Annotated in this window: 13 protein-coding genes; 9 read left to right on the top strand and 4 right to left on the bottom strand. The window is 47.9% G+C overall.

The annotated features are described in order from the left end of the window. Positions 1-16 precede the first annotated feature (16 nt). From EIM92_RS02930 to EIM92_RS02905, 6 genes are all read left to right on the top strand, one after another. Positions 17-994 carry a LacI family DNA-binding transcriptional regulator gene (locus EIM92_RS02930; RefSeq protein WP_125081403.1) on the top strand — a complete coding sequence of 326 codons (978 nt, stop codon included), beginning with the start codon at positions 17-19 and terminating at the stop codon, positions 992-994. Positions 995-1,241: 247 nt separating this feature from the next. Beyond that, positions 1,242-2,579, top strand: a complete 1,338-nt coding sequence (locus EIM92_RS02925) for an ABC transporter substrate-binding protein (protein ID WP_125081402.1) — start codon at positions 1,242-1,244, stop codon at positions 2,577-2,579. A 105-nt stretch (positions 2,580-2,684) separates the two neighbouring features. Further along, positions 2,685-3,569, top strand: a complete 885-nt coding sequence (locus EIM92_RS02920) for a carbohydrate ABC transporter permease (RefSeq protein WP_125081401.1) — start codon at positions 2,685-2,687, stop codon at positions 3,567-3,569. Further along, complete coding sequence (locus EIM92_RS02915) at positions 3,569-4,402, top strand: carbohydrate ABC transporter permease (protein ID WP_125081400.1); 834 nt, start codon at positions 3,569-3,571, stop codon at positions 4,400-4,402. The genes EIM92_RS02920 and EIM92_RS02915 overlap by 1 nt, the downstream gene beginning before the upstream one ends. Positions 4,403-4,422: 20 nt before the next feature. Beyond that, complete coding sequence (locus EIM92_RS02910; RefSeq protein ID WP_125081399.1) at positions 4,423-5,904, top strand: glycoside hydrolase family 32 protein; 1,482 nt, start codon at positions 4,423-4,425, stop codon at positions 5,902-5,904. A gap of 113 nt (positions 5,905-6,017) precedes the next feature. Next, positions 6,018-6,998 carry a carbohydrate kinase family protein gene (locus EIM92_RS02905; RefSeq protein ID WP_125081398.1) on the top strand — a complete coding sequence of 327 codons (981 nt, stop codon included), beginning with the start codon at positions 6,018-6,020 and terminating at the stop codon, positions 6,996-6,998. 181 nt (positions 6,999-7,179) lie between these two features. Here the strand turns inward: EIM92_RS02905 and EIM92_RS02900 are convergent, their stop codons facing one another. From EIM92_RS02900 to EIM92_RS02890, 3 genes are read right to left on the bottom strand one after another with little or no spacing between them, the layout of a single operon-like run. Continuing rightward, positions 7,180-7,821, bottom strand: coding sequence for a DUF1266 domain-containing protein (locus EIM92_RS02900; RefSeq protein WP_164515020.1), 642 nt, complete (start codon positions 7,819-7,821; stop codon positions 7,180-7,182). 22 nt (positions 7,822-7,843) lie between these two features. Then, the gene (locus EIM92_RS02895) at positions 7,844-10,033 is read right to left on the bottom strand and encodes a J domain-containing protein (protein ID WP_125081396.1); all 2,190 of its coding nucleotides are present in this window, start codon (positions 10,031-10,033) and stop codon (positions 7,844-7,846) included. Further along, entirely contained in the window at positions 10,030-11,733 is a 1,704-nt protein-coding gene (locus EIM92_RS02890) for a molecular chaperone HscC (protein ID WP_125081395.1), read from the bottom strand. Before EIM92_RS02890 ends, EIM92_RS02895 begins: the two co-directional genes overlap by 4 nt. Before the next feature lie 295 nt (positions 11,734-12,028). On the opposite strand from EIM92_RS02890, the gene EIM92_RS02885 reads away from it, so the two are divergent. From EIM92_RS02885 to EIM92_RS24065, 3 genes are all read left to right on the top strand, one after another. Continuing rightward, positions 12,029-13,381, top strand: coding sequence for a sodium-dependent transporter (locus EIM92_RS02885; protein WP_125081394.1), 1,353 nt, complete (start codon positions 12,029-12,031; stop codon positions 13,379-13,381). Between the two features lie 157 nt (positions 13,382-13,538). Then, positions 13,539-13,802, top strand: a complete 264-nt coding sequence (locus tag EIM92_RS24070; RefSeq protein ID WP_246021185.1) for a copper amine oxidase N-terminal domain-containing protein — start codon at positions 13,539-13,541, stop codon at positions 13,800-13,802. Between the two features lie 79 nt (positions 13,803-13,881). After that, a complete protein-coding gene (locus tag EIM92_RS24065; RefSeq protein ID WP_246021184.1) occupies positions 13,882-14,184 on the top strand; it encodes a hypothetical protein in 303 nt (100 codons plus the stop codon). A gap of 122 nt (positions 14,185-14,306) precedes the next feature. On the opposite strand, the gene EIM92_RS02875 is transcribed toward EIM92_RS24065, so the two are convergent. Next, positions 14,307-15,311: a DMT family transporter gene (locus EIM92_RS02875; RefSeq protein ID WP_125081393.1), complete on the bottom strand. Its 1,005-nt coding sequence runs from the start codon at positions 15,309-15,311 to the stop codon at positions 14,307-14,309. Positions 15,312-15,412 lie beyond the last annotated feature (101 nt).

Here is a 15,412-nt window from a genome sequence, read left to right as displayed (position 1 = left end):
ATGAAAGGGAACAAGCATGGCAACGATTCATGATGTGGCATTAAAGGCCGGGGTATCCGTCACGACGGTATCCCGCGTAATGAATAATCGGGGTTATATCAGTGAAGCTACGCGCACCAAGGTATATGCGGCTATGGACGAACTGGGGTACCAGCCCAATGAGATTGCTCGCTCCCTGCTTCGCAAGCAGTCGAACATATTAGGCCTCATTGTTCCTAGTGTGTCTCATCCGTTTTTTAGCGAACTGGCGGATCGCATAGAATATTACGCTTATCAGAAAGGGTATAAGGTGCTGTTGTGCAACTCGCAGCTTGATCCCGTGAAGGAGCGGGACTATATCGAAATGCTGAAGCGCAATCGCGTCGATGGGATTATGATGGGGAGTCACACCTTGGAGGTAGATGATTTCATGAGCCTTCGTTCGCCGATTATTACATTTGACCGGCAGATCAGAGAGGATATCCCTTACATCAGCTCAGACAATTACGAGGGGGGCAGACTAGCTACGGAAAGGTTAGTCAGCCAAGGCTGCCGCAAGATCGCCCATATTTGCGGTAATTTACAGCTCGATCTGCTGGCAAATCGCAGAACGGATGCGTTTCGTGATGTTGTTCAGCGGCATGGCGTCGCCCATCTCATTATTCAGACGGATATGAACGTATTTGACCAAGCGCGTTATGAGCAGCTGCTGCGTGAGCTGCTGGTCGCGCATCCGGACATTGACGGCATATTTGCGACAAGCGATATTATCGGCGCATTTGCATTGAAAGAATGCGAGCTGGCAGGGAAGCGAGTGCCAGAGGACGTCAAAATCATCGGCTATGATGATGTAAACGCGGCTCGTTGGCTATCACCGGAGTTGACCACTATTCGCCAGCCGATTGATGACTTTGGCAAGCTGGCTGTCGAACTGCTTAGTAAGCAGGTGGAAGGTGAAACCGTTGAAATTAGAAACGCTTTGCCTGTGGAGCTAGTTATACGGGGTACAGCTTAAATAAGCGTATAGGAACGGGGCTGTCCAGAAAGTCAGTGAAACTGACTACTGGCAGCCCTGTTTTTTTAGGCTAGGAAGAAATTTTTAAAAAATTTATGTCAAACGATTGACATATGATAAAGGTTTGACATACAATTAGATTACAAACAGGTTGCAAGCGATTACATTTTAGCAAATGAATCGAGGGCGCCTGTTAGTAACAAACTATATTATAATTTCTAGCGACTTTAGCAACGGGGGGAAAAAAATGAAGCGATTGAATTGGTTAAGCATGACGGCGATGGTTGTACTTATGGCACTGGTTGTATCAGCGTGTGGAGGGAATGGCGGAGGCAATAATGCAGGAACGTCAAATTCCTCAGATGGAGCCAGCACTTCAGGTGAAGCAATCAAAATTTCGCTATTGAACTCAAAAGGCGAAATTCAGACGCAGCTTGAAGAAGCGGCGAAGACGTTTCAGGAGGATAACCCGAATATTACTCTAGAAATTATGGCTGCACCTGCTGGAACCTCTCCTTTCGAAAGGGCTTCCACTTTGTATGCCTCTGGAAATCCGCCAACGATGATGATGCTTGATACCGGAGACGTAGAGAAGTTTAAGGATCGGATTCTTGATTTGAGCGGCGAAAAGTGGAATGCGGATGCTGTCGAGAACGCGACAAAATTGACGACATTCGACGGTAAGAACTATGGCTTCCCGCTAGCAATCGAAGGCTATGGCTTCATTTACAACAAAGCCGTCCTAGATGAAGCGGTTGGCGGCAGCTTTGATCCATCGACGATTAAGACTAGAGACGACCTGGAGAATTTGTTCAAGCAAATTGAAGCGACAGGCAAAAAGGCGCTGATCATTTCTCCGATGGATTGGTCGCTCGGAGCACATTTCCTGCCATTGGCTTATGCAGGTCAAGACAGGGACATGGCCGAGGTGGACAAATTTATAGATTCGCTGAAGGCTGGCACAGAGGACTTATCGGGTAATGCCGTGCTGAATGGCCTCTTGGATACGTTTGATATGATGAAAAATTACAATATCGACAAGAAGTCTCCATTAGCAGGAGTATATGAGCGCGGACCTGAGGTTCTCGGTAAAGGTGAAGTTGGTATTTGGTTCCAGGGCAACTGGGCATGGCCGCAGATTCATGATTTCGATACGGCAAACGGAGAATATGGCTTCCTTCCAGTACCGATTAGCAACAATCCGGACGATTTCGGTAACCAGGAAATTTCATCGGCTGTTTCCAAGCGGATTATCCTAGATAAAGAGAAGAGTACGCCTGAACAGCAGGAGGCCGCTAAGAAGTTCCTGAATTGGCTTGTATATGAAGAGAAAGGCCAGGATTTCCTAGTTAACCAAGCGAGCATCATTCCAGCGTTCAAGAATATCACACTTCCAGCTGCTGATCCGCTTGGCCAGTCCATTCAGTATTACATTGCCGAGGGCAAATCCCAAGAGTCGATGAGTACGCTTCCAGCAGATCACTGGGCAAAACTCGGAGCATCGATGCAGAAATATTTAGGGGATGCTGGCGATCGGGCTACACTGATTAAAGAAATCGAAGAGTACTGGACAAGCGTGAAGTAATTTATCTTACATCGGCTGATAAGACGATAGTGATGGGTAAGAGCACATGTATCGTGGTTCTTATCCATCACTTCTTCACAACGACAGAGGAAAAGAGGAATCGTTATGATCAAAGAAAAGGAATGGTGGCCACGGCTTAAGACGAGATTACTATTTACCGGTCCGACCTTATTCGCTTTTCTTACCGTAATGATCGTTCCATTTATATATGGTATTTATCTGACCTTCACGAATTGGGACGGTATCGCGACGACGCATACGTTAGTAGGATTCGAGAACTATGGAAAAGTGTTTCAGGACAAGGTATTTTGGAAGTCCTTCGGTTTGACGCTGAAATATGTATTATTTACGGTTATCCTGGTCAATAGCGTTGCCTTCCTATTAGCCTTCGGGCTTACGAGAGGGTTGAAAGGCCAGAATATATTCCGGGCCGGGTTCTTCGTACCGAATCTGGTCGGCGGCATCGTGCTAGGTTTGATCTGGCAGTTTATTTTCTCAAATGTTCTGGTATTCGTGGGGGAGAAGACGGGGATTCCGCTATTTAGCACATCCTGGCTGGCTGATCCACAGAAGGCATTCTGGGCTCTCGTCATTGTGACCATTTGGCAGTATGCCGGGTATATGATGGTCATTTATATCGCTGGACTCATGAGTGTGCCTAACGATGTATTGGAGGCAGCGAGCATTGATGGCGCAAATGGTTGGACGAAGCTGCGGACGATGACTTTGCCGCTGATGGTTCCTTCGTTTATCGTTTGTATATTTTTGACCCTGCAGCGCGGTTTTATGGTCTATGACGTCAACCTATCGCTGACAAAGGGCGGGCCCTTCAAGAGTACGGAAATGGTGTCGATGCATGTCTATGAAAAAGCGTTCCTCTCTCGTGATTACGGTCTAGGACAAGCGGAAGCGCTAGTACTCTTCCTTCTTGTCGCAGTAATTACGCTGCTTCAGGTGTATTTTGGGAAGAAGATGGAGGTGGAAGCCTAATGGACACGGCTCGAAGAGGACTTGCTGGGGTATGGTTGAAAACGATTGGGCTAACTCTAGTGCTCTTACTATTTGTTTTTCCATTTGTCTTTTTGTTGATCAATTCATTCAAAGCGAATACGGCGATTACTTCAAATCCGTTATCCCTGCCGCAAAGCTTAGACTGGACGAATTATCGCAACGCGTTTGAGAAGATGAACTATACAGCTTCATTTATAAACTCGCTTACTGTAACGATTTTAGGCGTAGCGTTAATTTCGCTTTTTGCCGCTATGACAGCGCATTACTTCGTACGTAATCAAACTAAATTTAATCAATATACCTTCATGATCATGGTTGCTGCGATGATTATTCCATTTCAGGCGATCATGATTCCGCTAGTCAAAATTTACGGAACGCTAGGCATGCTGGATAACAAATGGGCCCTCATCTACATGTATTTAGGATTTGGGAGTCCGCTGGCGGTGTTCATTTATCACGGATTTGTGAAGGGCGTGCCCGCCGAGCTGGAGGAAGCGGCCTTGATTGATGGCTGTACGCGAACGCAAACGTTCTTTCGGATCGTGTTTCCCGTGTTGACTCCGACTACCGCGACTATTTCGATTCTGAACGTACTGTGGATCTGGAATGACTTCCTCCTGCCGTCTCTCATTTTGGTATCTCCGCAAAATCGGACGCTGCCGCTCTCGACATTCAGTTTCTATGGGACGTATTCCGTAGAATATGGGCCGCTAATGGCCGGGCTCGTGCTTACCATTTTACCGGTAATGCTGGTTTATTTATTCGCTCAAAGATATATCATTCAGGGCGTTATGCAGGGTTCTATTAAATAAGCAGTTGTACAGGAGGAATTATGACTATCCTAAAAACTTATACGTTGGAGAGAGCAAATGAATTCATCAGGGATTCAAAGCATTTGCTAAAGGACGATTATCGACTTAATTATCATCTCATGGCCGAATTCGGCTGGATGAATGATCCGAATGGTTTTATCCATTATAATGGGGAGTATCATTTATTCTATCAGCACTATCCTTACAAACCAGTATGGGGGCCGATGCACTGGGGCCATGCGGTCAGCCGGGATCTAGTGAACTGGAAGTACCACCCTGTGGCATTGGCTCCAGATCAAGAATATGACAAGGATGGCTGCTTTTCGGGCAGTGCGGTTGCGAAGGACGGTCAGCTTGTGCTGTTGTATACGGGACATGTGGTAACCGGGCCTAATCCGGATCAAGATTATGAACAGGTTCAAGCGATAGCATTCTCGAAGGATGGGGTGAACTTCCATAAGTACGAAGGCAACCCGATCATTGGCCTTGATCAAATCCCGGAAGGGGTTAGTCGGAAGGACTTCCGCGATCCTAAGGTGATGGAGTACAACAACCAGTACTATATGGTGCTAGGCTCGAATGATGCACAGGGCAACGGTCTAGTCCTGCTGTACCGCTCGGATGATTTACTGAGCTGGTCGTTTGTTAACATATTAGCCAAGAGCGACGGTACCTTTGGCGATAACTGGGAATGCCCGGACTTATTCCTGCTTGGGGACAAAGCAATTCTGATGATGTCGCCGCAGCGGATGCCAGCACAAGGAGAGCAATACAACAATCTACATTCCAACATGTATATGGTGGGTGAATTCGACTCTGAAGCCGGGACATTCACGTTTGAACGTTATGCTCAGGTCGATCATGGCTTCGACTTCTACGCCCCGCAGTCTACACTGGATGATCAGGGGAGACGAATCGTTATCGGCTGGATGGATATGTGGGAAGAGGATATGCCGACCCAGCAAGGACATCATTGGGCAGGCGCGATGAGCTTGCCGCGCGTTGCGGTGCTGGACGGCGACCGGATCTTGTTTAGCCCGGTGGAAGAGATCGAATCAAGACGCAGTAACGCTTATGAGCTGACGAATGTCAAGCTAAGCGGAGAGCAGCAATTGACGGTCGATGGTGATAGCTACGAGCTGCAAGTTGAGTTCGAAGCTGGGAACGCGCTAGAATTCGGCCTTAAGCTTCGGACGGATGAGACGGGGCAAGAAGAGACGGTTATCGCTTATCATAAGGAAGAAGGAATGCTTCTGCTCGATCGGGAGCGGGCAGGCATTGGCCCTGGCGGCCAGCGCAAAGCCGCAGTACCCCTTAAGGACGGCAAGCTTTCTCTGCGGATTTTTGTAGATAAATCTTCGGTAGAGGTGTTCGCTGGTGAAGGGGAAGTAGTTATGACGGCACGGATTTACCCTGGTGCGGATTCCCGGGGCATCAAGCTATTCTCGACAGGTGAGAGCCAGGTAACGATGTTGCGGAAATGGGATATTTCCCAAGCGTAACGACAGCGGTCGAATATTTGTATTCACTGTTTCAGCGCTTGGGCTAGATGGGAAATCAAGCTCGAAGGCTTGCTTGCAAGTTCAGAGCATGACATATGAGGGGGCGCATGCAAATGACGACGGTGTATACGATTGGGGAGGCATTGATAGACTTCATCCCTGCCGAGAGGGGGGTGGAGCTGAAGAGCGTAGAGAGCTTCACTAAGGCGGCTGGCGGTGCGCCGGCGAATGTCGCTTGTGCGGTCGCCAAGCTTGGCGGCCAGGCGGCGTTCATCGGCAAGCTCGGCGCAGATGCATTTGGTGACTTCCTAGTGGACAAGATGGTGGCGAGTGGTGTAAATGTATCGCGCGTGCTGCGCACGAATGAAGCGAATACAGCGCTCGCGTTCGTCAGCTTGAAGGAAGACGGCGATCGGGACTTCTCCTTCTATCGTAATCCGAGCGCGGATATGCTGCTGCATGAAGATGAAATTAGCGGCGACTGGTTCGCGAAAGGGGATATCCTGCACTTTTGCTCAGTGGATTTGATCGAAGCCCCGGTGAAATACGCTCATCGGAAGGCGATTGAGCTGGCGCGGAAAGCGGGAGTAACCATTAGCTTCGATCCGAATGTCAGGCTTCCCCTATGGCCGGATGGTGAGTCATGCCGCCGCGCGATTCATGAGTTTATTCCGCTCAGTCATATTGTAAAGATCAGCGATGAGGAGCTGACGTTCATTACGGGTATCGCTGATGAGAAGGAAGCGATCTCGTCGCTATTCGTCGGGGATGTCCAGCATGTGATTTACACGCGCGGCGCAGCGGGGGCAACCTGGTTCTCGCGCGGCGGTCTGGAGGTATCCGTACCCGGCAATCGGGTGGATGTTGCGGACACGACGGGGGCTGGCGACTCGTTTATCGGGGCGCTGCTGTATCAAGCACATTCGATGCCGCAATGGCTGGAGCAATTAGAGCTGGTGGATCGCAAACGGGCTGAGGAGCTGCTGAGGTTCGCTAATGCCGCTGCAGCGATTACCGCGAGTCGCCCCGGAGCGATTGATGCGCTGCCGTCCTTGCATGATGTCGAGACCTTTCTTGGAAGAGAAGAGCATTAATTTATATTCGGCACGCCTCTAGACGGACGGAATCGGTTCATTGGACAAATTGCCGCTGGGCCATTCAGAATTCAAGAATTCACAATTGAATAGTATTCTATCCAACCTATGCCAAAAAGGAGCCTTCCCTACCAGGGGGAGGCTCCTTATGCATATTGAAGGTTATAAGGTTATGAGATAACTATGGTTTGAACTGAAGCATCGGGTTTTGAAGGGAGTTCATCAGTTGCATAATATATTTCCGGTTCTTACTGACAAAGCTGAAGGGATGCTCATGCTGCAAATAACTCTGGCCAATCGCATAGCTGGCGATGTAGGCATCCCAATCGGAGAAATTCTCCTTAATCATGGGGATGATTTGGCCGATATACCTCCACATTTCATCCTCCGACAAATATCCTACCTGCTTGCCGGCAAAACACTTTAACATCGTCCAGGAATAATCATAGGCGGCAATGCCCCCAGGGGAAAGACTCCACAAGTAACGGTTGACGACGGACAGCTGTCGCCTTCTTTGTTCATTGGTTAGAAACTGAATATATCGGCTGCGCTCCGCGGCGGAGAGCATGGAGAGGTAGCAGGAATCTCGGAAAAATTCATCTCGGCGGCCTGTCTCCAAATACCACTCTATATTCGTTATAAGCTGTTCTTTATCGCGGATTTCATGTTGACTTAGAAAGCTGCGCATGCGATTCCACATTTGGTATTGCATCTTCGGGTTCACCACGAAGTAGCCTACCTCTCGACCGATGGAGCACAAGGAAAGTACGGCATGTACATAAGGCATCCAGGCTTTGCGCTCTTCCTGCGTATCCAGGTTCATTGGGTATATCACCTCCCATTGTTTAGTTGTAGCGAAGATATCTCCATTGTCTGCGCAGCTCCTGAAGGAACGGGATGTAGAAGAGAAGAAGTAGTGCAGATAGATACAGGACCCTTGCAGGCAGTTTGCCAGCCGGGTTGTCTCTGCTGATTCCGTCCTTTGCGATGACATAATAGTCGGACAACGGATGATCCTTTAAGTACTTTTGAGAACTCGCTTGATTTTGCTTCCAATTTTCCAGCTGCTGCTTCAACTGATGAGATGGATCCGGTCTCGCCTCACCCGAAATTTCCAGTGTCTTGCCTTCGTATGCTGACATCGCTTGCTCATAATTTGCAATGATGATTACGGAGGCATCCCCCACATATCCGATACAGACGTACCCGCTTAATTGATCCAAAAGCCCAAGCTTCTTGGCTTCGTTCGCATGAAAATATTGATAAGGCCCACCATGAGCTCCATCGTCCTTAATTTCCAGAATACCCATATATCTCGTGTTCGTCAGCTTCATCTGAACGGCATGATCTCCGGCTGGTAATGCCTCAAAATCCATCGCATTATCGATCGTAATCACCTTTGGCGGAAGAAATGCATGCCTAGCATAGGCCCAAACTGATAGGCCAGTGTGCTTGACTATAGTCTGCCCAATGAGGAGATGAAGAACGATAATTATGGCCAGGATATGCCATCTACGCGAAAGAAGCAGTACTGCCGCTCTCTGAAGCCGGCTTCGTAAAGGCAGCCGACCCAGCTCTTCGTTGATTTCACGCTGCGTATTCTTCCGCTCTGCTCCTTTCATCTGCTGCAAATTCTCTTCGGTATGGCGGTGGATCTGTGCCAGATAGAGCACGGCCTCGATCTCCTCTGGATCTATCGTTAACACTTGATGGAAAGTATCTTTGGCCTGTTCCAGCCGTCCCTGCCTGAGATGACATTGCCCTGCTAGGGAAAGAGCCTCCGTGTAATTCGGGATTTGCGCCAGAACTTGGTGCAGATCCTGAAGTGCCTCGTCAGTTTTATCCATCTTAAGCAGGAAGCGGGCTCGTAATAGTACAGCCTCATAGTCATCGGGGGCTAGCCGAATATATTCATTGCAGGACGATAGCGCTTTATCCCAATCGCTAGTTCGCCGATAGAACTCGGTTTGCAGGCGGATTAGATCCTTGTCCTCCTTAAAGATGCTAAGCGCTTTGATTAAATGAACATGAGCTGATCGGATATCGTTCTCTAGAAGCGCCAGGGCGACGGCTTCCCGGTAGCGGAGAAATTCTTCCTGGCCAACGTGGATATGCTGCGCCTGCAAGAGCGAACTGTAATCCATCTGGAGCCCCGGGAACTCCATGATGGCATAGGCGTATATTTTTGGATATCGCTCGGCAAACTCTTCATCTTCCACGCTTCGTGCCCGCCATTGGAAGGAGTCCTCTAGAAGATGCCACACTTCAGTAGGCAGGAAATAATGCTGCTCGAAATAGTCGAGCAGGATATCGGAGGTGGCTCGTTGATATTCGACGTTCCAAAGTGTATCTGAGCTTAACAGTTCCAACCAGGGATGGGTGTCCATGCGGGCCGTGAAGTTTGAATACAAGGTATTTACCTGATCCATAAATGTACTTACGGGATGCGCAGGATCATCGTAATCTTCGTCGAAATCCTCATCGAGTTCGAATTCACTGCTTGCCTCATCTTCGTCTTCGAAGTCATCTTCGGAATTATCTTCGAATTCATCCTCATCCTCATCTTCATCTTCGCCTTCGTCATAATTAACTTCAAAATCGCCGTTGTAATCTAACTCTTCATCGTTGTTTTCTTCACTACGTTCTCTAAACTTTGCATCCGTGTCGAAGGTGCTCCACTTTGGAAGACGAGGAATTCGGGGCATGTCTTGTTCCGTTATCTCCTCGTCTTCCCACTCATTTTCGCTATCTTTTCTCTGATCCTCCGAAATCTCATCCTCGTCCTCAGCTTGTTCTTGTACAGGATCAGGGAAAGAAGAGGAGGGCAGCTCCTCCTCTTCTGCGAGTGAATTATGAATCTGTGACTGCTGGTACTGCCTTGCAAGCCTCATAGCTTGATCATAGGCTTCCCTTAGCTGCTGGTACCCTTGGGGATCATCCTCGGGATGATGGATTTGCAGCTTCTTGGCATAGGCTCTCCGGATCGTGGGTATATCATAAGTTTGCTCTATGCCAAGCGTCGTCCATATCCTCAATAGTAGTCACTCCACTTCTCCAGATGCTCAAGCTGTTTGCTGAGCTTTGCAGCAGCTTTCTTCACCTCGTGCTCGTTTTGGGACGCCAGCACTCGCTCGAATTCTAGCAGAAGGAAGGCGATTTCTTCCCTTTTCTCCCCAAGCGCTTCCTCATAGAGGCGCTCGCCCCTGGCCAGGAGCAGCCGGTTTTCGCTCCGCTCACGCGGATGAATTTTAATATCCTTCAACTCATTCAATCTTCTTTGGATGTCTTCTTGCGTTAGGAGCCCAGGGTTTTTCTCGATAACAATCGTTTTCTTTAATCCCGTGCTCTGTGTCGTCACCTCGACCTCCAAAATTCCATTAATGTCGTAGGTAAATCGTACATCGATGGATTGTGCCCCCGCTTTATCGGGCGGAACATCAATCTCCAGCTCGCCCAGCTTGATGTTATTGGCAACCAATCGGCTTTCTCCTTGATACACATCGACAGCGATTACCTTTTGTTGGTCAACAATAGTGCAGTAGGATTCCACCTTACTAACGGGGATCGGCGTATTCCGCTCAATAATCGGCGAGAAATGACCATCATCGAACTGATTGTTACCTATGCGTTTGGTGGTTTCAATCCCCAGCGTGTAAGGACATACATCCGTCAACACGACTTCCTTCAAGCTTTCGTTCCTCTCCTTGAGAGCAACCTGAATGGCTGCACCAAGCGCAACAGTCTCATCGGGATTTACCCCGGCAAAAGGCAGGCGGCCGAACATTTTCGTAACAATCGATTTAATGATTGGCATTCGGGTTGCACCGCCGATCAGTATGACTGCATCCATGTCACGTGGAGATAGCGCTGCATCTCTTAGCGCCCGTTCGATAGGATGGCGAAGACGGAGCATAAGCTGGGCGGAGATTTTCTCAAATTCATCACGGTTCAGGCTCATCTCATAGGTAGTATCATCGAGGATGAACGTCATGGAGCCCGTGGTTCCCTCCCCCAAGGCTCGTTTGCAGATTTCAGCCTGCTTGAACAGGGCCGAACGCGCTTTGAGATCAAAGGAAGAATAGTCCAGACCATGCTTCTGTACAAAATAGGAGACAATCAGCTCGGTGAAATCCTCACCACCCAAATAGTTGTCTCCGGCAATGGACTTGACCTCCATCACGCCTTCAAAAAATTCAAGGATCGACACGTCAAACGTACCGCCCCCAAGGTCAAATACCAGGAATTTGGTCTCCGATTCTTCCTGATGCAATCCATATGCGATCGCTGCTGCCGTCGGTTCGCTAATCAGCCGTTCTACCTTCAATCCGGCAAACTCAGCTGCACGCTTCGTCGCTTTACGCTGAGTATCATTAAAATAAGCGGGTACGCTAATGACCGCCTCGGTCACCTCTTGACCAAGATAAGCTTCCGCATCGGCCTTGAGCGATTTCACGACAAAGGAGGAGAGTTCCTCGGGCGTAAAAGTATACTTGCCCATTCGATAGAGCTTCTCCGTGCCCATATAGCGTTTGAAGGTAGAAGCGGTCAGGTCAGGGTGTGTCATTAGTCGTTCCTTGGCGATTTGCCCAATCAGAATTTCACCTGTATCATCTACACCAACTACTGATGGTGTCAGATGCTCTCCGTATACGTTCGGTATAATTTTTGGGCCATCCTCCGTCCAATAGGCCACAAGACTATGGGTCGTCCCCAAATCAATCCCAATCATCGTCATTTTTGGTAACCTCTTTTTCTATTATGTATTTTTTTAATAGGATATATATCGACATATTTTATCATATATTTCATAATTTTCTCTGAAAGTTAGTCGTTGCGGCGGCGAATTAAAGAGTGCCCTATGCAGAAGGGCGTGCCAATTGCATCCACCTCTATAAAATATTGTGATTCTATATAGATCTTTTGGGGAATTTTCTATAGAAAGACTTTAATATGGATAAAATTTAATATGACTGAACCGTCATAATGATATATAATGATTGGAAAAAATTAATATAGATGGAGTCGATACAATGAGTGTGCAGAGGAACAGTATCAATAATAATGAAAGGAAGAAGGAGCGGTTCTCTTCTACCGGGTTTATATTGGCCGCTATCGGCAGTTCAGTGGGCCTGGGGAACATGTGGAAGTTTCCTTACATTACCGGTGAGAACGGGGGAGCCGCTTTTTTCCTTCTCTTTATAGTTTGTTTGATTATCATTGGTTTGCCGGTGCTTCTGGCAGAGCTGGCCATTGGACGCAGTGGGCGGGGTAGCGCGGCGACGGCGTTCGTAAGGGTAGGCGGGAGACGGGGATGGAAAAGTCTTGGCATTCTGCAGGTGCTAGCCCCTTTTCTTATCTTGTCGTTCTATATCATTGTTGCAGGCTGGACGCTGCACTATGCCGTTTCGGCGTTTAGCGGTAATTTGTTCAGCAATCCGGATTTTGAGGGACAGTTCGCTCAATTCATCTCGGGCTATATGCCGCTTGTTTGGCAGTTAGTCGCCCTGCTCATCACCGGTGGGGTAGTTATTCTCGGGATCTCCGGTGGTATTGAGAAATTTAATAAGATCTTAATTCCGAGTCTTGTCGTTCTGTTGATCGTCCTGATGATCCGGGCGGTGACGCTTCCAGGCGCTGAGGCGGGAGTATCCTTCTTCCTTAATCCGGATTTCTCACAATTGACGGCGGAGTCGGCATTGGTTGCATTGGGACATGCCTTCTTCTCCTTGTCGCTAGGGATGGGGATTTTGTTGACCTACGGTTCTTACGTGCGGAAGGAACAGTCCTTAGGCTCGGCAACCCTGGCGATCGGCGCAGGAGATCTGATCTATGCATTCATAGCGGGGCTTATTATTTTCCCGACAACGTTCTCGTTTGGCATTGCTCCGGATCAAGGGCCATCGCTGGTCTTTATCGCTTTGCCGGCGGCCTTCTCGGCCATGCCTTTGGGCTCGTTCTTCGGAGGATTGTTCTTCATTCTGCTGGCGATCGCTGCGCTGACATCGTCGGTTTCGTTGCTGGAGGTTCCCGTATCCTATACGATGGAGCGCTTTCGCTGGAGCCGCGCGCGTTCCGTATGGATCCTGGTTGGGCTGCTCTTCCTGATCGGTGTGCCATCCGCGTTGTCTCTCGGAATGGTGCCGGAGCTTACGTTTGGCGGTAAAGCCTTCTTTGACTGGGTGGATTTCATTACCTCCAACATTATGCTGCCTGTCGGCGGTCTTGCCATAACGATATTTGCAGGGTACTTCTGGAAAGGGGCGGCAGAGGCCTCCGGCTTGCGTGCTGGCTGGTTCCGGGTGTGGTTGTTCATGCTGCGTTATGTAGCACCGATTCTCGTGTTCCTGGTGCTGCTGCATACGACGGGAGTCATTAAGTTTTAAGTAGAATATAATAAGTTCAACCTTTAATCTATCTTAAGCGATCTAATAAGCTAAATGCTTTTTAGGTCGCTTTTATTTGGATAGCAACAGGAAAAAACATAACGTTTATGGGCGGAATAGCTCCTAAATATAAAAATTGTAAATAGGGGCTATATTCATGCATCGATTTGTGAAAATGGGGTTAATTGGAGTAGCGTGTATGCTGATTTTTAGCGCAGGTGCTTTTGCAGCAACAATTAAACCTAAAGTTTTTGTCCATAGCAATCAGGTGACAAGCGGTGTCGAGCCAAAAATAATTAATGGCACTGTGTATGTACCCATTCGTGCGATTTCAGAAGGATTTGGTGCAGATGTAAAATGGGATAAGAAAACGAAGACGGTTTATGTAGATTCGGAGCCCTTTTTTAAAAAAAGAATATGAAAGAGTATCCTGGACTGCAGCTCGGAACAACATCTATAGATTCCTGATGGCTTATGATGAAAGAGATTATGATACGGCAATGAGTCTAGTGACAGAGGATTTTACAACCGATATTTATGTAGAATTTTCATTCGGCGGTAACTACGAAATGGGCGGCATGGTTGATTTTAAAATTGTAGAATTTGACGGTTCTAATACGTATACACTCAATGTCGTTAGAAGGATCACAGGGGAGGAAGACTATAACGTTAAAATCGAAAAATGGAAGGTTGTCATGCAGTACAGCAAAATCAAATCAATCAAGGTGGTTCCGGGTTCCTTGGAAAAATTAGAGCGATACACCGTCGTGCCGAACGCTTCCTTCGGTTCGTCATTAAAATAAGAAACAAGACCGATCGAATTTGTATTCGATTGGTCTTGTTTGCCTTCCACTTGTCACCAAAATTTTATGAATTTTACGGTGTGGTATCCCCTAACCAGATGGAGATCAGCATGGCTAGTGATTTACCGGGTTCGTATATTTCCGACAGTGGGCTGAGGGCTAGCGCCACTGCTTCTGGCACTCCAGCTTGCTGTTCTGCCAGGTGCTCTCTGCTCTTTGCGCTGAACCAGATTGTTACGCACGATCGCAAAAATGACAAGCAGTGTACCGCAAATTTCAAATATGGAGACCTGATATCCCTGAAAGGCCATAATGACCAAGGTGGTGATTGGTACAAAGTTGATATATAGTATTCCGTTGAGCGGCGTTAACATTTTTAAACCAGTATTCCAGCTTAGAAGAGCCACGATGCCTGGCAAAGTGATCATAAAGGCCATTTCCCACTTTATCGCACCGAGCGTCTCTACGGAAGGAACAGGCAGCAGCCCAAGCAATGTAGCAAAGGCGACAATGATGAGCGACACCAGGCTTCCCAGCAGACATGTCAGTGTTGAATAGCGCAGAACCGACCAGTCTTTAAACCGACTTCCGCCCATAGAATACAGCACCCAGCCTGTAACTGCTATGAAAATAAGCAATAACGGGAATAATGATTTGCCTGCCATCGCAAAGAAGGCCATTTTGCCATTGGTAATGACAAGCAATGCCCCGACTAGACATAGAATCATGCTGATCATCGTATATCTGGGTGGTTTGGCTTTAGCGGTAATCCATACATAGAGGATCGAGATCATTGGCATAAGAACCTCAATTAAAGAAGCGGTTATCGTACCAGTATCCCCCATAAGATATTGGCCCGAGAAGATGAGCATGTTATACACAGCAAAGGCCATCGTTCCGTAGAATACGAGAGCTTTTCCTTTACCCTCCAGGCGAAAAGCCGTTTTCCCTTCCTTCACCCATAGTATCGCTGCTAAAAGGGCAGCCACGACGGCGTACCGAATAAACGAGAAGTAGAATGGATCGATCTTTTGTAAGGCGACTTGCGCTACAGGGAACATTGCTCCCCAGGACATACTTGCAATCAGACATAAGGCCGACCCGATGATAACTTGCTTTTTATTCATTCACTCCGTTCTCCTTAACCATATCCACATATTTCTATACATAAAATGATAGATTAATCACAGACAAGAGTAAAATGATTGTAATTCAACTCATCCATCAT

The organism is Paenibacillus lentus (assembly GCF_003931855.1).
Taxonomy (GTDB): Bacteria; Bacillota; Bacilli; order Paenibacillales; family Paenibacillaceae; genus Fontibacillus; species Fontibacillus lentus.
Note: the sequence above shows the minus strand (reverse complement) of the source record. Positions and strands in the feature narration are given on the sequence as shown.

Excerpts from the sequence above, each read along its gene's own strand:
- EIM92_RS24070 (WP_246021185.1), top strand. The coding sequence starts at position 13,539 with ATGCATCGATTTGTGAAAATGGGGTTAATTGGAGTAGCGTGTATGCTG.
- EIM92_RS24065 (WP_246021184.1), top strand. The coding sequence starts at position 13,882 with ATGAGTCTAGTGACAGAGGATTTTACAACCGATATTTATGTAGAATTT.
- EIM92_RS02900 (WP_164515020.1), bottom strand. The coding sequence starts at position 7,821 with ATGAACCTGGATACGCAGGAAGAGCGCAAAGCCTGGATGCCTTATGTA.
- EIM92_RS02920 (WP_125081401.1), top strand. The coding sequence starts at position 2,685 with ATGATCAAAGAAAAGGAATGGTGGCCACGGCTTAAGACGAGATTACTA.
- EIM92_RS02910 (WP_125081399.1), top strand. The coding sequence starts at position 4,423 with ATGACTATCCTAAAAACTTATACGTTGGAGAGAGCAAATGAATTCATC.
- EIM92_RS02905 (WP_125081398.1), top strand. The coding sequence starts at position 6,018 with ATGACGACGGTGTATACGATTGGGGAGGCATTGATAGACTTCATCCCT.
- EIM92_RS02890 (WP_125081395.1), bottom strand. The coding sequence starts at position 11,733 with ATGACGATGATTGGGATTGATTTGGGGACGACCCATAGTCTTGTGGCC.
- EIM92_RS02875 (WP_125081393.1), bottom strand. The coding sequence starts at position 15,311 with ATGAATAAAAAGCAAGTTATCATCGGGTCGGCCTTATGTCTGATTGCA.
- EIM92_RS02885 (WP_125081394.1), top strand. The coding sequence starts at position 12,029 with ATGAGTGTGCAGAGGAACAGTATCAATAATAATGAAAGGAAGAAGGAG.
- EIM92_RS02925 (WP_125081402.1), top strand. The coding sequence starts at position 1,242 with ATGAAGCGATTGAATTGGTTAAGCATGACGGCGATGGTTGTACTTATG.
- EIM92_RS02915 (WP_125081400.1), top strand. The coding sequence starts at position 3,569 with ATGGACACGGCTCGAAGAGGACTTGCTGGGGTATGGTTGAAAACGATT.
- EIM92_RS02930 (WP_125081403.1), top strand. The coding sequence starts at position 17 with ATGGCAACGATTCATGATGTGGCATTAAAGGCCGGGGTATCCGTCACG.